Here is a 19617-nt window from a genome sequence, read left to right on the forward strand (position 1 = left end):
GCAGGCGGGTGGGAAACCCTCCGACCACGCGCACGGCCCGTTCATGCCACAGTTGCGCCATGACCGACAGCTACACCGCCGAGGCGCCCACGCGCGAGGAAGTCGATGCCATGCCGGGGCCCGTGGTGCTGGAGTTCGGCACGGGCTGGTGCGGCTGGTGCCAGGGCGCGCAGCCGCACATCGCCAGGGCCTTCGCCGGGCACGAGGGCGTGCGCCACATCAAGGTGGAAGACGGCCCCGGGCGGCCGCTGGGCCGGTCGTTTCGCATCAAGCTGTGGCCCACGCTGGTGTTCCTGAAGGACGGCCGCGAGGTCGCGCGCGTGACGCGCCCCGCCGACGAGCGCGCCATGGCCGGCGCGCTCGCACAGATCGACTAGCGCGCGGCGAAGCAGTAGAAGTAGCCGGCGCTGCCGCTGCGCGCCAGTTCGGGCAGGCTGCAGCCGGCCGTCTTGTGCGACGCATTCCACGACACGTTGGCCACCGGGTCGGGGTTGGTGCCCTTGCGGTCATGGTGCCCCACCATCGCGCTGCCGCCGGAACTGGCGGTCCAGTTGTTGCACGTAGCGCCGCCGACCGCGCGCCCGTCAGGCCCGGAGCCGGTCATGATGTCGTGCGCGTAGGGCGCAGGGTCGCCGAAGCCCTTGACCACCTGCCCCTTCTCGTCGATGTTCGTCTCCTTGGTGAGCTTGTTGTTGCCATGCAGCTCGTCGAGGTTGGCCGCGATCATCTCGCCCTTGGCGTTGTACCAGGGGCCCTTGCCGATGCGGTCGCGCGCATGGACGGCGCCTTGCGAACCGGCGGGCTCCGTGCTCAGGTAGGCACGCCAGTTCTTGTTGCCCTGGCCGGCCGCGGTGGCCAGCTGCTTGCAGAACGCGTCGGCGCCCGCGAGGCCGCCGAGGTCGCCGCCCTTCCCGGGGTTGGCGCTGGTGATGAAGAAGCTCATCGACTTGTCTTCCATCATCGAGGCACAGGCGGCAACGAGTCCGCTGGCGGCGAGGACGGCAACGAGGACGGTTCGGCGCATGGGGGTCTCCTTGTTGTTGGAGACGGCAGGCTAGCGCAGTTGCGCGGACGTTTCCTAGCGGGTTTCCGGCACCGGGCCGCGGCCCATGAGCTCAGCCACGGCGTCGTGCGGCTTCACGCTGCCTTCGAGCAGCGCCGCCACCGCCTGCGCGATCGGCATCTCCACGCCGAGCCGGTCGGCGCGCGCCACGACGGCCCGCGCGCACAGCACGCCTTCGGCCACGTGGCCCAGTGACGCGGTCGCGTCGGCGAGGCTGCGGCCCTGCGCGAGCAGCAGGCCGACGCGGCGGTTGCGGCTGAGGTCGCCGGTGGCGGTGAGCACCAGGTCGCCCAGGCCCGACAGGCCCATGAAGGTTTCGGGCCGCGCGCCGAGCGCAACGCCCAGGCGCGTCATCTCCACGAGGCCGCGCGTGATCAACGCGGCGCGCGCGTTGAGGCCCAGCCCCAGGCCGTCGCATAGGCCCGTGGCGATGGCCAGCACGTTCTTCACCGCGCCGCCGACTTCGACGCCCGGCACGTCGTCGTTCGCGTAGACGCGCAGGCGGTCATTGTGGAATGCGTCGACGAGCAGCTGGCGCACCGCGGCATCCGCGCTCGCTGCGACGAGGGCCGTCGGCCGGCCGCGCGCCACCTCCTCGGCAAAGCTCGGGCCGCTCAGCACGCCGCAGCGCAGCGCCGGCGCGCTTTGCGCCTGCACCTCATGGCCCAACAGCCCTTCGGCGCCCGACGATTCGAAGCCCTTGCACAGCCAGACGACCGGGCTGGCCTGCGCCGATAGCGACGACAACATGCCGCGCAAGGCGGCCATCGGCGTGGCGACGACGGCGAGCTCGCACGCGGCGGCGAGCGGCACGACGTCGGCATCGGAGGAAATGGTGACCTGCTGCGGCAGGTCGACGCCCGGCAGGTAGCGGGCGTTGGTGCGGCCGCGGCGCAAGGCATCGGCCTGCGCCGCGTCGCGGGCCCACAGCACGACGTCGTGGCGTGCGGCCGCGTTCACCGCGAGCGCCGTGCCCCAGGCGCCCGCCCCGAACACGGCGATCTTCATGCGCGCGTCAGGCCGCGGCGACGGCCTTGGACTCTTCGCCCGGCTGCGTGTTCTGGAACTGCGGGTTCTGGGCCTCGTACATGGCCTGGAAGTTCAGCTCGGTCAGGTGCACGGGCGGGAAGCCGGCGCGCGTGACGACGTCGGCGACGTTGGCGCGCAGGTAGGGGTAGAGGATCTGCGGGCAGGTGATGCCCAGGATGGGGCTGACCTGCTCCTGCGGCACGTTGCGGATCTCGAAGATGCCGGCCTGCTTCACTTCGACCAGGAACACCGTCTTGTCCTTGATCTTGGTGGTGACGGTGGCCATCACGCACACCTCCCACACGCCGTCGGCGGCGGCATTGGCCTCCACGCCCAGCTGGATCTCGACCGCGGGCTGCTCCTGCTCGAGCAGGATGGCCGGCGAGTTCGGCTGCTCCAGGGAAGCCTCCTTCAGGTACACGCGCTGGATCTGGAAAACGGGGGCGTTCGGGGAGTCTTTCGTGAAGGTGTTCTCGGCCATGGCTTTACTCGATGTGCAAAGGCCCGCCGGGGTGAACCGAAGCGGGCCGGATTCGGGACAGAAGGGCGATTATCCCTTAAGGAGCGGGTCCAATCCCCCGCGGTGGTCGAGCGCGACCAGGTCGTCGCAGCCGCCCACGTGGGTCTCGCCGATGAAGATCTGCGGCACCGTGCGGCGACCGGTCATCTCCATCATCTTGTAGCGCTCCTGGGGGTGCAGGTCGACGCGGACTTCGTCGATGTCGGCGACGCCCTTGGCTTTGAGGATCTGCTTGGCGCGGATGCAGTAGGGGCAAACCGCGGTCGTGTACATCTTGACGGACTGCATGGCTCCCGATCTTGTTCGTCGTTGCTGCGAGGCCTTGTCAGGCTTTCTCGACAGGCAGGTTCGCTTCTTTCCACGCCTTGAGTCCGCCGGACAGCGCCTGGGCCTTGTCGTAGCCCAGCTTTTTCGCCACCGCCGCCGCGCGGCTGGCGCGGGCGCCCGTGGCGCAGACCAGGATCACGGGCAGGCCCTTGTTCTTCACCACTTCGGGCAGGCGCTGCTCCAGCTGGTTCAGCGGGATGTTCCTCGCGCCGCCGATGTGGCCCTGCGCGAACTCTTCGGTTTCGCACACGTCCACCACGACGGCCTTCTCGCGGTTGATCAACTGCACCGCCATGCCGGTGGACAGGCTGCCGGCGCCGGCTCCCTGGATGGTGGGCCACACCAGCATCGCGCCGGAAGTCAGGGCAATGGTGATGAGCATCCAGTTGTCGATCACAAATTTCACGTGGGTTCCTTGGGTGGCAGCCCCGGATTCTAGAATGCGGGGTTTTGCTCCCGCCCACCCGGGGTTTTCTTCCTGCCTCCAACGAAAGCTCCCATGCACAAGCTCGTCCTGATCCGCCACGGCCAGTCCACCTGGAACCTCGAAAACCGCTTCACCGGCTGGACGGACGTCCCCCTGACCGAACAAGGCATCCAGGAGGCGCAGGCCGCCGGCCGCCTGCTGCGCCAGGAGGGCTGGGACTTCGACATCTGCTACACCAGCGTCCTCAAGCGCGCCACGCACACGCTGTGGCACACGCTGGACCAGATGGACCGCACCTGGCTGCCGGTGGTGCACTCGTGGCGCCTGAACGAGCGCCATTACGGCGCGCTGCAGGGCCTGAACAAGGCCGAGACGGCGAAGAAGTTCGGCGACGACCAGGTGCTGGTCTGGCGCCGCAGCTACGACATCCCGCCGCCGCCGCTGGACGCGAACGACCCCCGCAGCGAGCGCGGCGACATCCGCTACAAGCACGTGCCCGAGGGCCAGTTCCCGCTGACCGAGTGCCTGAAGGACACCGTGGCGCGCGTGCTGCCGTTCTGGAACGACTCCATCGCCCCGGCGCTCAAGGTCGGCCGCCGCGTGCTGGTTTCGGCCCACGGCAACTCGATCCGGGCGCTGGTGAAGTACCTGGACGGCGTTTCCGACGCCGACATCGTGGGCCTGAACATCCCCAACGGCATCCCGCTGGTGTACGAGCTGGACGATGCCCTGAAACCGATCCGCCACTACTACCTGGGCGACGCCGAAGCCATCGCCAAGGCGGCCGCGGCGGTGGCCAACCAGGGCAAGGCAGGTTAAGGAAAAGGCTTACCCACGGCGGCGCCGGGCGGCCTAGATTGGGAACGGGGCCGCCGGACCCCTCACTGACCCCCGCTCCCGGCGGCCCTACCCTGTAGTGGGTCCTGCCCGGGGCTGCGCCCTGCAGTTCGCCAGCCCCGGGACTTTTACACGTTACGGAAGCACCGTTCCGGGAACCCCCGGGTAACGCGGGCGTCATATCCGTTTCTCAGGTGTATATTTTCGAGGCAGCACCGCAGGTGCTCCCAGGACCCTCCAAGGACCCCCTCTTAATGAGCCACAAACTCAAGATTGCCGGCTGGATTTCCGTAGGCGCAGTGGCCGGCGCGCTCACGACGGTGTCGTTGCAGACGGTCGCCCGCGGCTCGCTCGCGCCCCTGCCGCTGGAGGAATTGCAGCAGCTCGCGGCCGTCTTCGGCATGGTCAAGACCGACTACGTCGAGGCCGTGGACGAGCACAAGCTGATCCAGGACGCGATCGCCGGCATGGTGTCCAGCCTGGACCCGCACTCGCAGTACTTCGACAAGAAGTCCTTCAAGGAATTCCGGGAAGGCACGTCCGGCCGCTTCGTTGGCGTCGGCATCGAAATCTCGCAGGAAGACGGCCTGGTCAAGGTCATCGCCCCGATCGAGGGCTCGCCCGCCTTCCGCGCGGGCCTCAAGCCCAACGACCTCATCACCAAGATCGACGACTCGGCCGTGAAGGGCCTGAGCCTGAACGAAGCCGTGAAGAAGATGCGCGGCGAGCCGAACACCAAGGTCATGCTGACGATCTACCGCAAGGACGAGAACCGCTCCTTCCCGGTCACGATCACCCGCGAAGAGATCCGCACGCTGTCCGTCAAGGGCAAGGTGGTTGAGCCCGGCTATGGCTGGATCCGCGTGTCGCAGTTCCAGGAGCGCACCGTCGAGGACTTCGTCCGCAAGCTCGAGGAGATGTACCGCCAGGAACCCAACATGAAGGGCATGGTGCTGGACCTGCGCAACGACCCGGGCGGCCTGCTCGACGCGGCCGTGGCGATCTCGGCGGCCTTCCTGCCGGAGAACGTCACCGTCGTCTCCACCAACGGCCAGCTGCCCGAATCCAAGTTCACCTACAAGGCCGCGCCGGAGTACTACCAGCGCCGCGCCGGGGCCGACCCGCTGCGCCGCCTGCCCGCCGGGCTCAAGAGCGTGCCGCTGGTCGTGCTGGTCAATGAAGGCTCCGCCTCGGCCAGCGAGATCGTGGCCGGCGCCCTGCAGGACCACCACCGCGCCACCGTGCTGGGCAGCCAGACCTTCGGCAAGGGCTCGGTGCAGACGGTGCGCCCGCTCGGCCCCGACACGGGCCTGAAGCTCACCACCGCCCGCTACTACACGCCGAGCGGCCGTTCGATCCAGGCCAAGGGCATCGTGCCCGACGTGCTGGTCGACGAAACCGCCGAGGGCAACGTCTTCTCGCTGCTGCGCACGCGCGAAGCCGACCTGGAAAAGCACATCGGCAGCGGCCAGGGCCCCGAGACCAAGGACCCGGCCGTCGAGAAGGCCCGCGAGGAAGCCCGCAAGAAGGCCGAAGAGCAGGCCAAGGCCGGCGGCCCCACCCCGCGCGCGCCCGAGTACGGCACGGAAAAGGACTTCCAGCTGGCCCAGGCCGTCAACCAGCTCAAGGGACGGCCGGTGCTGGTCTCGAAGACGCAGGTCGTCGAGAACAAGCAGGACAAGAAGGACAACTGATCGCTCTGCGATCCCGGGAAAGCCGCCGCAAGGCGGCTTTTCTTTTTCCCTTCACAATTCCTGCATGACCGACGAGCAGCTCCTGCGCTACTCCCGCCACATCCTGCTGGAGGAGATCGGCGTGGAGGGCCAGCAGCGCATCCTCGATGCGCATGCGCTGGTCATCGGCGCGGGCGGCCTCGGCTCGCCCGTGATGCTTTACCTGGGCACCGCCGGCGTCGGCCGCATCACGCTCGTCGACCACGACAGCGTGGACCTCACCAACCTGCAACGCCAGATCGCCCACACCCTGCAGCGCGTCGGCCAGCCCAAGGCCACGTCCGCGCGCGAAGGCGTCGAGGCCATCAACCCCGAAGTGCTGGTGAAGCCGGTGGTCGCACGCGCCGATGCGCAACTGCTCGACGAGCTGGTGCCGCAGGCCGACGTGGTGCTCGACTGCACCGACAACTTCAAAACCCGCCACGCCATCAACGCGGCGTGCGTGAAACACCGCAAGCCGCTGGTCTCCGGCGCCGCGATCCGCATGGACGGGCAGGTGTCGGTCTTCGACACGCGCGATGCGAAGTCGCCTTGCTATGCCTGCGTGTTCCCGCCCAGCGAGGACTTCGAGGAAACGCGCTGCGCCACGCTCGGCGTGTTCGCGCCGCTGGTGGGCATCATCGGCGCGATGCAGGCGGCCGAGGCGCTGAAGATCCTCGCGGGGACGGGCGAGTCGCTCGCGGGACGGTTGCAGATGCTCGACGGGCTCGCGATGGCGTGGAACGAAGTGCGGGTGCCGCGCAACCCGTCGTGCGAGGTGTGCGCGCCGCTGCGCTCATAGGCCCGGCGGCAGCTCGATCCCCTCCTCGCGCGCCCGGCGCTCCAGCGCCAGCCTTCTCTCGCCCGGCAGCCGCACGCCATCGTCCACCAGCATCGCCGCGATGAGCGCCTCGATGCGCTCGTTGTAGACATCGTTCCCCGACAGCGCGCCCGGGTTCACGAGGATGAACGCCTGGCCGATGCGCGGGCGGTTGCCTTCGTCCTCGAAGAAGGACGAAGCCTCGCTGCCGATGTGTGCCCCCGTGAGCGCGGTGACGAGGATCTCGACGATGAGCGCCAGCATCGCGCCTTTCGCGCCGGCGATCGGCAACATCGAGCCCGCGAGCGCCGCCTTCGCGTCAGTCGTGGGGCGGCCTTCGCTGTCCAGCGCCCAACCGAGCGGAATCGGCTCACCCTTCTTTGCCGCGACGGCGATCTTGCCGCGCGCCGTTTCGGATAGCGCGAGGTCGATCATGAGCGCGTCGTGGTCCTTGCGTGGGAACACCGCCGCGATGGGATTCGTGCCGAAGATCGCGCGCTTGCCGCCGGCGGCAGGCATGGCCGACGGCGAATTCGCGAAGGCGAGCCCGACGAGGCCCGCTTTCGCGGCCGGCCGAAGGTGGTCGACCAGCACGCCTGCGTGGTGGCTGTTCGTCACGCCCGCGAAGCACACGCCGAATTTCTTCGCCAGCTGCGAGCCGCGTTCGACCGCCAGCTCGCAGGCCGGGAACGCGAAGCCATCCCTGGCGTCGACGAGCAACACGGCGCCATGCTCACGTGCGATCACCGCTTCGGCCTCACCATCGACACGTCCGTTGCGCAAGTGGCTTGCGTACTGCGTGACGCGTGACAGGCCGTGCGAGCCGATGCCCTGCGCCTCCGCCCGCACCAGCGCCAGGGCGGTGCTCACGGCCTGCGCCTCGCTCGCGCCGGCGGCCTCCAGCTGCAGCGCCACGCGCCGCACGGCTTCGTCGAAGGGAACCTTCACGCCGATTCGTACAGCCGCGTGAGCACGAACTCGCGATGGCCCAGCGCCTCGGCGGCGGTGAGCCGGCCGTTCGCGGTGCGCAGCATGCACTCGAGCAGCTTGTCACCCGCCTGGTCGAGCGTGATCTCGCGCTGCAGGAGGCCCGAGGTGTCGACATCGACGTGCTCGCTCATCAGGCGCACGGTGCGCGGGTTCGCGCAGATCTTGATCACCGGCAGGATGGGGTTGCCGATCACGTTGCCCTGCCCCGTCGGGAAGAAGTGCACCGTGTAGCCCGACGCCGCGCACAGCGTCACCATCTCCGCGGCGGCGCTGGACGAGTCCATGAACCACAGGCCGGGGTGCGTGGGCATCTCGGCCTTGTCGATCACGCCGTCCACCGTGCACTGCTTGCCGATCTTCTGGATGTTGCCCAGCGCCTTCTCCTCGATCGTCGTCAGGCCGCCGGCGATGTTGCCCTTGGTCGGCTGCGATTCGGACAGGTCGGTGGTCTTGTGGCGGTTGATCACTTCCTGGTAGCGGTCGAACATGAACATGAACTTCTCGCGCACGGCGTCGTTGGCGCAGCGCGCGGCCACGATGTGCTCGCCGCCCGTGAGCTCGGTCGTCTCGCCGAAGCACAGGTAGGTGCCCAGGGGGTGCAACTTGTCGAAGGCATTGCCCACGGTCGGGTTGGCGCCGCAGCCGGACGTGGTGTCCGACTCGCCGCACTTCGTGGAGACCCACAGCTCGGTGATCGGGCACGCCTCGCGCTGCTTCTCGCTGGCCCATTGCACGAACTCGCGCGCGGCCTTGCTCGCCCGCATGATCGTGTCGTGGTCGCCGTGGCCCTCGATGCCGAAGCCCACCACGGGCTTGCCGGTGGCGGCGATGCCGTCCACCACCTTTTTCGTCCAGCCGTCCTCGATGCCGATCACGACGACTGCGGCGACGTTGGGGTTGCAGCCGGTGCCGATCAGCGTGCGGAAGTGCAGCTCCAGGTCGGCGCCGAACTGCAGGCGGCCATAGGGGTGCGGGATGGCGAGCGCGCCCTTGATGTTGTGGGCCACGGCTTCGCTCGCCGCATTGGACAGGTCGTCCAGCGGCAGGATGATGACGTGGTTGCGCACGCCGACGCGGCCGTTCTCGCGCCGGTAGCCCAGGAAGGTGGTGTTGCGGTCGATGATTGCCATGCCGTTCACCACCGCTTCGTCTTGATGTTGTGCACGTGCGCGTGCTCGCCCGCGCGGATCGGCTCGACCACGCGCCCCATGTCGATGCCGTACTTGACCACCGTGTCGCCGGACTTCATGTCCTTCAGCGCGATCTTGTGGCCGATGGGGATGTCCTGGCGCGCGACGACGTTCACCAGCCGGTCCTCGTCCATCACCCAGCCCGTCAGCTCGTTGCCGGACTTCACGCCCTCCACGACGACGACGGCGACGGTGTCGCGCGGGTCGTGCAATACGAAATGGATCACTTGGCCTCCGTTGAACCGCCCAACGCGGAGGACACAGCGTAAACGCAGGGGACCCAGGGACCAATAGAGAGAAACTCTGCGTGCTGCGGTTCTACTGGCCCTTGGGCAGGGCAGGCTCTTCGGCCGTCGGCTTGTCCTTGCGCAGCGCGCCGAGGAACCCGCGCGGCCCGCCCAGCTTCTGGGCCTCTTCCTGCTGCCGGCGCATCGCCTCGGTCGCGCCGCGCATGGGGCTGTTCGGGTTGGCGGCTTCCTTCAGGATGGCGCCGCAGTCGGCGTCCTCGCCCGGGCCCGTCTCGATCGTCGCGGCCAGCGCCAGCAGCGGGTTGATCGCGCCCAGCGCCACCGCCGCCGCGCCGCGCGCCAGCAGCGCCTTCTTGTCGGGCGACACCTTGGGCGCGCCCAGCGTGCCGCCGATGTTGATCGGCGAGCGCAGGCTCAGGATGCTCTTGTCCTTGGGGTAGGGATGCAGCCACATGTCGAGCTCCTCGCTCTGGAAGCTCACGCTGCCCTTGCCGTAGACGATGGTGTCGGTGGTGTCGAGCACCACGGCGCGGCTCGTCATCAGGCCGTCCTTCACGTCGAACGACGTCGCGGCGCAGCGCAGGCCCACGTCCCTGTCGCCGCCCATCAGGAACTTGAGGATCTCGCGCCCGTCCAGGCCGACGAGTTCCAGCAGCAGGTTGCTGATCTGCCCCTTGCCCATCAGCAGCGCGACGTTGCCGGTGGACGAGCCCAGCATCTGGGCCGCGCTGTTGCCGCGGCCCTTCAGCTCGATGTCGCCGTGGATCTTGCCGAAGCTGCCCTTGATGATCTCGGCGTCGCGCACGAGCTTCTGCAGCTCCAGCCCGCGCGCGTGCAGCTTCACCTCGGTCACCGCGGGGTTCGCATGGCTGTCGATACGCAAGGCGCCGTTGAGCGTGCCGCCGGCCACGCCCAGCTTCATCGGGTCCAGGTTCAGCACGCCATCCTGCAGGCGCACGCGCAGGTCGAAGCGGTCCAGCGGCAGGTGCTGCACGTTCGTCACCTTCGCGGCGACGAAGTGCACGTCGGAGTTCATGGCCTTCAGGCGCGCGAGGTCCAGCGTCGCCGTGGGCAGCACCTTTCGGTTGGGGTCGCGCGGGGGCTTCTTCGCCTTGGCGCGCGGGTTGCCCGTTTCCGCCTTCGCCTGCGCATCCTCGACCTGGTCCACCTTGGGACCGCGGGGCTTGTCCTGCAGGCCGACCAGCGGCGCGAGGTCGTTGAAGTCCAGCAGGTTCGAGCGCAGCGCGCCAACCAGGTGCGGCACGTCCTTCTGCTTGTCGTAGGCGAGGCGGCCGGCCACGTCCGAGTGCCCCAGCCGACCCTTGATGTCCTGCACGTCCCAGACCTCGCCGCGCTTGGTGACGTGGCCTTGCACCGCGTACTGCGGCGTCTCGGGCAGCACCACGCCGAGCAATTTGTACAGCTCCGCCAGGTTGCGGCCCTGCAGGTTCACCGTGGCGTTCGCGCCGTCCAGCGTGGCCAGGCTCGCGATCTCGCCGCGCGCGGCCAGCTTCGTCGCGCCGGCAACCGCATCGATCTCCATCGGGAAGGGATGCTGCAGCGGCGCCGACAGGTACAGCACGTTGCCCGTGCGGCCCTTCGCGCTGAAGGCCTCGCCCTGCCAGGTGCCCTTGGCGCTGAAGCGCAGCGGCAGCGCCGGGCGCGCCTGGCCGTCGGGGGTCGTCGTGTCGCGCAGCGTGAGCGGGCCGTCGATGACGAACTCGGTCGCGATGTCGGCCTTGTGCGCGGGCGCGACGAAATGCAGCGTGCCTTCGTCCACCACCAGCGCGCCGATGTCCGGCACGTTGGCCTTGTCGCCGGTGTCGCGGCCCAACGCCCAGCTGCGCTTGCCGTCCGGCTCCAGCTGAAGGCCCAGCTGCGGCTTGCGCAGCTCCACCAGCGGCATCACGAACTGGCGGTGCGCGATCAGGGGCCACAGGCGAATGTGCACCTCGCCGCCTTCGGCCTTGACCAGGAAGGGGTCCTTCGCCCATTCGGGGTTCGCGAACTCGATGCCGTCGGCCAGGATGCGCGTCGTGCGTCCCAGCTTCACGTCCAGCTTGCGCGTGATCGCGAAGTGGCGGCCCGTCTTCTCGCTGACGTAGCGGTTCACGGGCTCGCGCAGCGTGTCCCAGGGAAAGAAGACGAGCAGCAAGGCCAGCGCCGCGACGAGGACGGCGAAGGCGACGAGCAGCTTCGCCCACAGCGGGTGGCGTGCGGCGTGGTCCATGGCCCAGTCTGCATGGTGAGCCGCAGCCGCGGCGGTCGGCATGCCTTGCGAGCGCCTGTCGGCACCCGCCTACGGCGTAGGAATCATCCTACGGTGGGCACGAAGGGGCGCTGGCACAATTTCCGCGACCCAGGGGACCCCAAGAAAGTCTGCAGCGCGGCCACGCGCGCATCCCAGTGCAACTGCGAACCTACATCGTCGAAGACAACGCCACGATCCGCGACAACCTCATCGGCGCCCTCGAAGAACTTGCCTCCATCCGCTCGCTCGGCTGGGCCGAGACGGAGGGTGACGCGCGCCGCTGGCTGGCCGCGCACGGCCGGGGCGACTGGGACCTGGCGGTCGTCGACCTTTTCCTGAAGGAGGGCAGCGGCCTGGGCGTGCTGGAGGCCTGCCGCGAGCGCGATGCTTCGCAGCGCGTCGTCGTCCTCAGCAACTACGCGACACCCGAGATGCGCGTTCGCTGCGCCGAGCTGGGCGCGGACGCCGTGTTCGACAAGTCGCGGGAAATCGATGCGCTCGTGGAGTACTGCATCGCGCAAAGCGCGACATGACGCCAGGCATGGACGCCGCCCTGTCAGTCGATGAGCTTGTTCTTCAGCGCGTAGTAGGTGAGGTCGCTGTTGGAGGCGAGGTTCATCTTCTCCATCAGGCGCGTGCGGTAGGTGCTCACGGTCTTCACCGACAGCGACAGCGCCTTGGCGATCTCGCCCGCCGTCTCGCCCTTGGCCAGCTTCAGGAACACCTGGAACTCGCGTTCCGACAGCTGCTCGTGCGGGGCGCCGCCTTCCTTGCGGTTGAGCTGCTGCGCCAGCAGCTCGGCCACCGCGGGCGAAATGTAGCGGCGGCCCAGCGCGATGGTGCGGATCGCGTTGACGATCTCCATCGGCTCGCATTCCTTGTTGAGGTAGCCGCTCGCGCCCTGGCGGATCAGGTTCATCGCGTAGTGTTCCTCGGGGTAGCCCGAGAGGATGAGGATGCCCACGTCGGGCGCCTTGGCGCGGATCATGCCCAGGGCATCGATGCCGCTCTGCCCGGGCATCGACAGGTCCATGACGAGCACATCCATCTCCGCATTGCGCACCAGGTCGATGGCCTCGCGGCCGCTGGCCGCTTCGCCGACCACGCGCAGGTCCACCTGTTCGGAGAAGAACTGCTTGAGGCCCTGCCTCACGATGGCGTGGTCATCGACAATGCCGACTCTGATCATGGCTGTTCGTCCCCTTGTCCCGAGTCCGCTCGAGTCCTGCGGGCATTGTATGCACAACAAGAGTGACGGGGAGTAAGTGTCATGCGTAGGTTTTCAATGTCCCGGACCTCGGTCAACCTGTGGCTGGCCACGCTGGCCGCGGTATTCCTGATCGCGATCAACGAAACCGGGTACCTGCAATCCAGCATCGCCCTGGACAACATCGCCGCGGCTTCCCGCACGCGCGCGTCGCTGAACCGCGTGCTGCAGCTGATGCTCGATGCCGAAACGGGCTCGCGCGGCTACCTGCTGACCGGCGACCCGCGCTACCTGGAGCCCTACAACTCGGCGGTGGCCGAGATTGGCCAGCAGCTGGACGCCCTGCGCACCACCTACGCGCCCTCGGGCGCCGAGGCGCAGATGCTCAACCAGCTCACCGGGCACGTGCAGCGCAAGCTCGCCGAGATGGACATGTCGGTGCGCATGCGCAAGCAGGGCAACGAGGAGACGTGGAAGTTCATCCTGATGTCCGACGTGGGCAAGCAGCACATGGATGCGATCCGCGCCGAATCGGCCAAGCTGCTCGACGGCGCCACCGCGCGCGTCGAGGTCAGCCAGGACCAGGTGCGCCGGTCGCAGGACGTCTCGCGCGTGGGCATCGCGCTGGTCACGCTCATCGCGCTGGTGGCCTTCTACCTGTACCTGCGGCAGACGACGGCGCTGAAGGAAGCGGGCGAGCGCCAGCAGGAAGTGCTGCAGGCCGAGCGCGACCTGCTGGAGCGCCAGGTGCGCGAGCGCACCGCCACGCTGGCCGAGCTGGCCACCCACCTGCAGAACGTGCGCGAGGAAGAGCGCGGCCACCTCGCGCGCGAACTTCACGACGAACTCGGGGCCTTGCTCACCGCCGCCAAGCTCGATGTCGCGCGCCTGAAGTCGCGGCTGGGCGCCACGCCCGCCCCGGAAATTACCCAGCGCCTGCAGCACCTGACCGAGGCGCTCAACAGCGGCATCGCGCTGAAGCGCCGCATCATCGAGGACCTGCGGCCCTCGTCGCTGTCCAATCTGGGCCTGAACGCCTCGCTGGAAATCCTCGCGCGAGAGTTCTCCGAACGTTCCGGCGTGGACGTGACCACGGGCCTGGAGCAGGTGCAGCTGGACGAGGGGCGCCAGCTCACCGTGTACCGGCTGGTGCAGGAGTCGCTCACCAACGTCGGCAAGTACGCGGAGGCGAAGCAGGTGGAGGTGAGCTTGCGCGACTATGGCGGCCATGTCGAGGTGGACATCCGCGACGACGGCAAGGGCTTCGACCCCGCGCGCATGAAGCCCACGACGCATGGCCTGGCGGGCATGCGCCACCGTGTGGAGGCCGCCGGCGGCAAGCTCACCGTGACCTCGACGCCGGGGCGCGGCACGCGCATCGCCGCGGTGCTGCCGGCCAGCCCGCCGGCGCCGGCCCCCGAGCCCGAGGCCGAGACGGCCGCCTGACAAAACCGCTTCCGATTCGTCCCTTCGCGGCGTAGTCGTGCTCCTACAGGGGGCTCTCGCGGCTGCCGACAAGTACACACGCCTGTCTCTTATCACCAGCACGGCCGTGGCGACCCTAACCTTGCCTCGCAGGCGCGGCCGTTCGCGCAGGCAGGAGACCGGGATGCTTCACTACGCCATCGTATTCCTCGTGATCGCGCTGATCGCGGCGCTGTTCGGCTTCGGCGGGATCGCAGCAGGCGCGATGGAGATCGCGAAGGTCCTGTTCTTCGTGTTCGTCATCCTGGCCGTCGTCGCCTTCGTCATCAGCCTCGGCCGCAAGTAGCGGGCCCACGATTCCAGCGGCGGGGCCCGGGGCGGCCCCGCTTTCATCCACAACCACAGAGGACACCACCATGACCAGCACCCGTTCCATCCGCACCGAAGCCGGCGCGTACGCCGACGACGCCCGCACGCTCGCGTCGCAAGCGCTCGACAGCACGCGCGAGTACGCCAACGAGGCCTTCGACCGCGCCGGCGCGCGCCTGCGCGACCTGCGCACGGGCGTGAAGGACATCGCCAGCCGCGGCGCGGGCAGCGTCAATGAATACACGCGCGCCACCACGCGCTACATCGCCGACGAGCCCGTGAAGTCGGCGCTGATCGCCGCCGCGGTCGGCGCCGCCGTCGCCGGCATCGTGATCGCGATGCGCCGCTACAACTCGACCAACCGCTATTGATCCCCGCGGGCACGCCATGGTCCACCCGATCTTCTCGACCCTGATAACGAGGCCCGAACTGGTCATGGACCACGTGGCGGGCTATGCGGCGCTGGTGCAGGAAGAAGCGTCGACCGTGGGCGTGCAGGTCGCGCGGCGCGCCGCCGCGTGGGCCGCATGCGCCATCGGCGCGCTCGTGTTCCTGGTGCTGGCCGGCGTGGCCTGCATGCTGGCGGCGACGCACGACTTCCACTGGGCCTTCATCGTCGTCCCGCTGGTGCCGCTGGCCATCGCTGTCGCCGGCTTCCTGATGACGCGCAAGCCGCTGCCGGCGCGCGCCTTCGGCGAGCTGCGCCAGCAGCTCGATGCCGACGCGCAGGCGCTGCGCACGATGGGGGCTGCATGAGCGCAGCGAGCGACAAGCTGGACCGCACGCGGCTCGCGCTCATCGAGCACGTGCACCGCAAGGAGCGCAAGCCCGACCGCGCGCGCGCGCAGCAGGCGCGCGGCGAGCACGAGGAAGGCGAGCAATGGGAAGCCGCCGAAGCTGCGGCTGCCTCCGGCGGCGGCGGGTGGCTTTCGCGCATCGGCCGCGCCGCCAAAAGCTACTGGCGCCACCACCCGGCGCGCATGGGCGTGGAGATGGCGACGCCGCTGCTGTCGCAGTTCGCGCGCCGCAAGCCGCTGGCCTATGTCGGCATCGCCGCCGTGGCGGGCGCGGTGCTGCTGGTCGCGCGGCCGTGGCGCCTCATATCCGTGACGGGCGTGCTGGTCGCGCTCGCCAAGTCGCCGCAACTCGCGGGCGTCGTCATGTCGGCGATGCAGGGAGCGGAGTACGACGACGAAGAGTTCTACCGGTAACGGGAGATACGCACCGGCGGCGTGGTGCCGCGGCCGGTGCGTCAATTGGGAGCAAGGGCACCGAATGCAACTTGGAAACAGGAGAATCAGATGAAATACGCAAGAGCCCTCGCCATCGCCATCGTCGCCGGCGCCACCCTGGTGGGTACCGGCTGCTCGGTGATCCGCGGCCAGGAAACCGCCGGCGCCTACGTCGACGACACGGCCATCACCACCGCGATCAAGGCCAAGTTCGTCGAGGACAAGACCGTCGACGCCGCCGCGATCAAGGTGCAGACGCTGAACGGCACCGTGCAGCTGTCGGGCTTCGCGAAGTCGCAGGCCGAGAAGATGCAGGCCGAGAACATCGCCCGCAACACCAAGGGTGTGCGCCAGGTGCAGAACAGCCTGATGGTCCGCCCGTAAGCGCGGCCAGGCAGTAAGGGGAGCCGCGGTGCGCACGTTCTTCTGCGATCACTGCGGCCACCCGCTTTTCTTCGAGAACGTCCGCTGCCTGAAGTGCGGCAGCGACCTCGCCTTCCTCCCGCACCGGCTGGCGCTGTGCGCCATCGAGCCGGTCGCGGGCGGCAAGGGCCTGTGGCGGCGCCGCAAGCGGCGCTCCACGTCGCAATTCACCTACCGCCTCTGCTCCAACCACACGCAGCAGGCTTGCAATTTCGCGGTGCCGCAGGACGACCCCAACCCGCTGTGCGTGTCGTGCCGCCAGACCCGCGTGCTGCCCGACCTGTCGGTCGCCGGCAACCATGAGCGCTGGTACAAGGTCGAGCGCGCCAAGCGCTACCTGTTCTACACGCTCGCCAAGCTCGGGCTCGCAGCGGTCATGCCCAAGGACGGGCACGACGGGCCCGTCTTCGAGTTCCTCGCCGACACGCCCGGCCATCGCGTGATGACCGGACACGCCGGCGGCGTGATTACCCTGAACATCGCCGAAGCCGACGACGACGAGCGCGTGAAGCGGCGCGTGCAGATGCACGAGCCCTACCGCACCCTGCTCGGCCACCTGCGTCACGAATCGGGCCATTTCTATTGGGACCGCCTGATCGCAGGCGGCGGGCGGCTGGAAGCCTTCCGCAAGATCTTCGGCGACGAGCGGGCCGACTACGGCCAGTCGCTGCAGCGCCACTACGCCGCCGGCGGCGGCGGCAAGAGCGGCTGGGAGGCCAGCCACGTCAGCGCCTATGCCACCTCGCACCCGTGGGAAGACTGGGCCGAGACCTGGGCGCACTACCTGCACATGGTGGACCTGCTGGAGACCGCCGCGTCGTACAGCACGTCGATCGCGCTGCCCGGGGACGACGAGGTCGAGGCCGACGAGGTCATCAACCCCTTCGAGGCGTCGCACAGCGACTTCGATGCGCTGGTGCAGGACTGGGTGCCGCTCACGCTGTTGGTGAACAGCCTGAACCGCAGCCTCGGGCAGGACGATGCCTATCCATTCGCCCTCTCGGCCGCCGCGCTGGAGAAACTGCGCTTCGTGCACGACGTGATCCACGCCGCGCGCGCGAAGCCCGCTAAGCCTCCCGCTCCATCTCCCGCAGAATCCTGTCCAGCCGAGTCGACAACTGCTCCGTCGTGAGCTGCTCGCGAAAGCGCTCCACCATGAGCGGCAGGCTCATGGGGCTGGGGTGGCGCAGCTCGACGAGGTCCAGCTCGCGCGACGCGATGCGGTCCAGCGACGCCTTCAGGCGCGTGATCTCCAGCTCCTGGCTCAGGACTTCCTTCTGCGCCTGCGTGAGCAGCAGGTTGGCCGGGTCGTACTTGCGGAACACCTCGAAGAACAGGCCGCTGGAAGCCTGCAGCTGGCGCGTGCTCTTGGGCTGGCCCGGATAGCCGGTGAAGACCAGGCCCGCCACGCGCGCGATCTCGCGGAAGCGCCTTTGCGCGAGCTCGGTGGAGTTGAGCGATGCCAGCACGTCGTGCAACAGGTCGTCGGTGCCGAAGACATCCTTGCGGATCACCGGCGTCAGGTCGAATTCCTCCGCGCTCACCAGCTCGAAGCCGTAGTCGTTCACCGAGAGGCTGAAGGTGTTGGGCCGCTCGCGCGCGAGGCGCCAGGCCAGCAGGCTGGCAAGGCCCAGGTGCACGTGCCGGCCTGCGAAGGGGTACAGGTACAGGTGCCAGCCCTCGCGCGATCGGAAGGTTTCGGCCAGCACCGTCTGCGGCGTGGGGATGTGCGACAGCCGCGCCTGCGTTTCCAGCATGGGCCGCGCGGCGACGAGCTCGGGTTCGGAGAAATCGCCTTGCGCGGCACGCAGCATCATCTCGAGCACAGCGTCCCCGAGCTCCGCCGACAGCGCCATCTTGCTGCCTTGCCACTTCGGCACCGTGCCCTTCTTCTTCGTGGCCTTCTTCACGTACGCGGCCATCTCGCGCACACGCACGAACTCCAGCAGCTTGCCGGCGAAGAAGAAGTTGTCGCCCTTGTGCAGGCGCGCGATGAAGCCTTCCTCGATGGTGCCGATGTTGCCGCCGCTCATCCACTTCACCTGCATCGCCGCGTCGCTGACGATGGTGCCGATGGAGAGGCGATGGCGCTTGGCCACGCCGCGGTCGGGCACGTGCCACACGCCTTCGTCGTTGCGCGCGATGCGGTGGTATTCGGGGTACGCGCCCAGGCTCGAGCCGCCCTGCGAACAAAATGCCAGGGCCCAGTCGAACTCCCCGCGCGTGAGGTCGCGGTACGACCACGCCGCCCGCACCTCGTCGTAGAGCGCATCCTCCGTGAAGCCGCCGCCCAAGGCGATGGTCACGAGGTGCTGGACCAGCACGTCGAGCGGCTTGTCGGGCGCGTTGCGTTCCTCGACGTGACCCGCCACCGCGGCCGCGCGCGCGGCCGCGCCTTCGATGATTTCCAGCGTGTTGGTCGGCACCAGCGTGATGCGGCTGGTACGCCCGGGCGCGTGGCCGCTGCGGCCGGCGCGCTGCATCATGCGCGCGATGCCCTTGGCCGAGCCGATCTGCAGAACGCGCTCGACCGGCAGGAAGTCGACGCCGAGGTCGAGCGACGAGGTCGCGACGACAGCGCGCAGCGTGCCTTCCTTCAGCCCCTGCTCGACCCATTCGCGCGTGGCCTTGTCGAGCGAGCCATGGTGCAGCGCGATCTCGCCGGCCCATTCCGGCCGCGCCTCGAGCAGCAGCTGGTACCAGATCTCCGCCTGCGAGCGCACGTTGGTGAACACCAGCGTGGTCGAGGACTTCGCGATCTCCTCCACCACCGGCTGCTGCATCTGCGCGCCCAGGTGACCTACCCAGGAGTAGCGGCCGGGGTCGTGCGGCAGCAAGGTGTCGATCACCAGGTTCTTCTCGATGCGCCCGCGCACCAAGCGCGGCTCGGGCGCCCCCGCGGCGACGCAGGGCCGGCACAGCACGTCCATCGCGTCGCCCAGGTTGCCGAGCGTCGCCGACAGGCCCCAGACCGCGAGCTTCGGGTTGAAGCGGGCCAGCCGCGCCAGCGCCAGCTGCGCCTGCACCCCGCGCTTGCTGCCCACGAGCTCGTGCCACTCGTCCACGACGACGAACTCGACGCCTTCCAGCTCCGCGCGCGCATGTTCGCGCGTGAGCATCAGGCTCAGCGACTCGGGCGTGGTGACCAGCACGGTGGGAAAGCGCCGGTCCTGGCGCGCCCGCTCGGCGCTGGGCGTATCGCCGGTGCGCTGGCCGATGGTCCATTCGGGTGCGAGCGCGCGCAGCGGTTCGGAAATGGCCCGTGTCGTGTCGGCCGCGAGCGCGCGCATCGGCGTGAGCCAGATGGCGCGCAGCGGCTCCGCGCCGCGAGCGGGCGGATGGCGCGCGAGCAGCTGGTCGAGCATCCCCAGCCACACCGCGTAGGTCTTGCCCGAACCCGTGGTCGCGTGCAGCAAGCCGCTGCGGCCTTGCGCGATCGCCTCCCACACCTCGTACTGGAACGGGAAGGCCTGCCAGCCCTTGCCCGCCAGCCACTGGCCCGAGGGCGTCAACTCATCCGGGGAATGCGGGGCAGGCATATGATTGG

Annotated in this window: 23 protein-coding genes; 12 read left to right on the forward strand and 11 right to left on the reverse strand. The window is 68.9% G+C overall.

The features are described from left to right. The first annotated feature begins 59 nt into the window (after positions 1-59). Positions 60-377 carry a thioredoxin family protein gene (locus WG903_RS18435; RefSeq protein ID WP_340078038.1) on the forward strand — a complete coding sequence of 106 codons (318 nt, stop codon included), beginning with the start codon at positions 60-62 and terminating at the stop codon, positions 375-377. Here the strand turns inward: WG903_RS18435 and WG903_RS18440 are convergent. The 5 genes from WG903_RS18440 to WG903_RS18460 form a co-directional block, all read right to left on the reverse strand. Further along, positions 374-1024, reverse strand: a complete 651-nt coding sequence (locus WG903_RS18440) for a hypothetical protein (protein WP_340078039.1) — start codon at positions 1022-1024, stop codon at positions 374-376. The two genes, WG903_RS18435 and WG903_RS18440, sit on opposite strands and share 4 nt — an antisense overlap. 54 nt (positions 1025-1078) lie before the next feature. Continuing rightward, positions 1079-2071 (reverse strand): NAD(P)H-dependent glycerol-3-phosphate dehydrogenase, encoded by a 993-nt coding sequence (locus WG903_RS18445; RefSeq protein WP_340078040.1) that lies wholly within the window; start codon positions 2069-2071, stop codon positions 1079-1081. A 7-nt stretch (positions 2072-2078) separates the two neighbouring features. Further along, positions 2079-2573, reverse strand: coding sequence for a protein-export chaperone SecB (secB, locus tag WG903_RS18450; RefSeq protein WP_340078041.1), 495 nt, complete (start codon positions 2571-2573; stop codon positions 2079-2081). Positions 2574-2642: 69 nt separating this feature from the next. Next, positions 2643-2900 (reverse strand): glutaredoxin 3, encoded by a 258-nt coding sequence (grxC, locus tag WG903_RS18455; protein WP_340078042.1) that lies wholly within the window; start codon positions 2898-2900, stop codon positions 2643-2645. Positions 2901-2937: 37 nt separating this feature from the next. After that, positions 2938-3345: a rhodanese-like domain-containing protein gene (locus tag WG903_RS18460; protein WP_340078043.1), complete on the reverse strand. Its 408-nt coding sequence runs from the start codon at positions 3343-3345 to the stop codon at positions 2938-2940. 93 nt (positions 3346-3438) lie between these two features. On the opposite strand from WG903_RS18460, the gene gpmA reads away from it, so the two are divergent. The 3 genes from gpmA (at position 3439) to WG903_RS18475 (ending at position 6717) form a co-directional block, all read left to right on the forward strand. Next, positions 3439-4185: a 2,3-diphosphoglycerate-dependent phosphoglycerate mutase gene (gene gpmA, locus WG903_RS18465; RefSeq protein ID WP_340078044.1), complete on the forward strand. Its 747-nt coding sequence runs from the start codon at positions 3439-3441 to the stop codon at positions 4183-4185. 272 nt (positions 4186-4457) lie between these two features. Then, positions 4458-5897: a S41 family peptidase gene (locus tag WG903_RS18470; RefSeq protein ID WP_340078045.1), complete on the forward strand. Its 1440-nt coding sequence runs from the start codon at positions 4458-4460 to the stop codon at positions 5895-5897. 64 nt (positions 5898-5961) lie between these two features. Then, on the forward strand, positions 5962-6717 hold the full coding sequence (locus WG903_RS18475; RefSeq protein ID WP_340078046.1) for a HesA/MoeB/ThiF family protein: 756 nt from the start codon (positions 5962-5964) through the stop codon (positions 6715-6717). Here the strand turns inward: WG903_RS18475 and WG903_RS18480 are convergent. The 4 genes from WG903_RS18480 to WG903_RS18495 form a co-directional block, all read right to left on the reverse strand. Next, entirely contained in the window at positions 6712-7683 is a 972-nt protein-coding gene (locus WG903_RS18480) for an Ldh family oxidoreductase (RefSeq protein ID WP_340078047.1), read from the reverse strand. The two genes, WG903_RS18475 and WG903_RS18480, sit on opposite strands and share 6 nt — an antisense overlap. Beyond that, a complete protein-coding gene (locus WG903_RS18485) occupies positions 7680-8855 on the reverse strand; it encodes a UxaA family hydrolase (RefSeq protein WP_340078048.1) in 1176 nt (391 codons plus the stop codon). The genes WG903_RS18480 and WG903_RS18485 overlap by 4 nt, the downstream gene beginning before the upstream one ends. A 5-nt stretch (positions 8856-8860) precedes the next feature. Next, the gene (locus tag WG903_RS18490) at positions 8861-9142 is read right to left on the reverse strand and encodes a UxaA family hydrolase (protein WP_340078049.1); all 282 of its coding nucleotides are present in this window, start codon (positions 9140-9142) and stop codon (positions 8861-8863) included. 91 nt (positions 9143-9233) lie between these two features. Further along, complete coding sequence (locus WG903_RS18495) at positions 9234-11393, reverse strand: AsmA family protein (protein WP_340078050.1); 2160 nt, start codon at positions 11391-11393, stop codon at positions 9234-9236. 176 nt (positions 11394-11569) lie between these two features. On the opposite strand from WG903_RS18495, the gene WG903_RS18500 reads away from it, so the two are divergent. Then, positions 11570-11947 carry a response regulator gene (locus WG903_RS18500; protein WP_340078051.1) on the forward strand — a complete coding sequence of 126 codons (378 nt, stop codon included), beginning with the start codon at positions 11570-11572 and terminating at the stop codon, positions 11945-11947. Between the two features lie 23 nt (positions 11948-11970). Here the strand turns inward: WG903_RS18500 and WG903_RS18505 are convergent, their stop codons facing one another. Next, a complete protein-coding gene (locus WG903_RS18505; RefSeq protein ID WP_340078052.1) occupies positions 11971-12603 on the reverse strand; it encodes a response regulator transcription factor in 633 nt (210 codons plus the stop codon). A 96-nt stretch (positions 12604-12699) separates the two neighbouring features. Here WG903_RS18505 and WG903_RS18510 point away from each other — a divergent pair, with 96 nt between their 5' ends. From WG903_RS18510 to WG903_RS18540, 7 genes are all read left to right on the forward strand, one after another. After that, a complete protein-coding gene (locus tag WG903_RS18510; RefSeq protein WP_340078053.1) occupies positions 12700-14067 on the forward strand; it encodes a CHASE3 domain-containing protein in 1368 nt (455 codons plus the stop codon). A gap of 163 nt (positions 14068-14230) precedes the next feature. Further along, the gene (locus WG903_RS18515) at positions 14231-14392 is read left to right on the forward strand and encodes a DUF1328 domain-containing protein (RefSeq protein ID WP_340078054.1); all 162 of its coding nucleotides are present in this window, start codon (positions 14231-14233) and stop codon (positions 14390-14392) included. Positions 14393-14462: 70 nt separating this feature from the next. Further along, complete coding sequence (locus WG903_RS18520; RefSeq protein WP_340078055.1) at positions 14463-14786, forward strand: hypothetical protein; 324 nt, start codon at positions 14463-14465, stop codon at positions 14784-14786. Positions 14787-14802: 16 nt separating this feature from the next. Then, positions 14803-15171, forward strand: coding sequence for a hypothetical protein (locus tag WG903_RS18525; RefSeq protein WP_340078056.1), 369 nt, complete (start codon positions 14803-14805; stop codon positions 15169-15171). Further along, positions 15168-15626 (forward strand): hypothetical protein, encoded by a 459-nt coding sequence (locus tag WG903_RS18530; protein WP_340078057.1) that lies wholly within the window; start codon positions 15168-15170, stop codon positions 15624-15626. Before WG903_RS18525 ends, WG903_RS18530 begins: the two co-directional genes overlap by 4 nt. 90 nt (positions 15627-15716) lie before the next feature. After that, positions 15717-16031: a BON domain-containing protein gene (locus tag WG903_RS18535; RefSeq protein ID WP_340078058.1), complete on the forward strand. Its 315-nt coding sequence runs from the start codon at positions 15717-15719 to the stop codon at positions 16029-16031. Between the two features lie 28 nt (positions 16032-16059). Then, the gene (locus tag WG903_RS18540; protein WP_340078059.1) at positions 16060-17202 is read left to right on the forward strand and encodes a zinc-binding metallopeptidase family protein; all 1143 of its coding nucleotides are present in this window, start codon (positions 16060-16062) and stop codon (positions 17200-17202) included. Here the strand turns inward: WG903_RS18540 and WG903_RS18545 are convergent. Next, a complete protein-coding gene (locus WG903_RS18545; protein ID WP_340078060.1) occupies positions 17138-19609 on the reverse strand; it encodes a ligase-associated DNA damage response DEXH box helicase in 2472 nt (823 codons plus the stop codon). The two genes, WG903_RS18540 and WG903_RS18545, sit on opposite strands and share 65 nt — an antisense overlap. Positions 19610-19617 lie beyond the last annotated feature (8 nt).

Origin of the sequence: Ramlibacter sp. PS4R-6, from assembly GCF_037572775.1 — a bacterium.
Taxonomy (GTDB): Bacteria; Pseudomonadota; Gammaproteobacteria; order Burkholderiales; family Burkholderiaceae_C; genus Ramlibacter.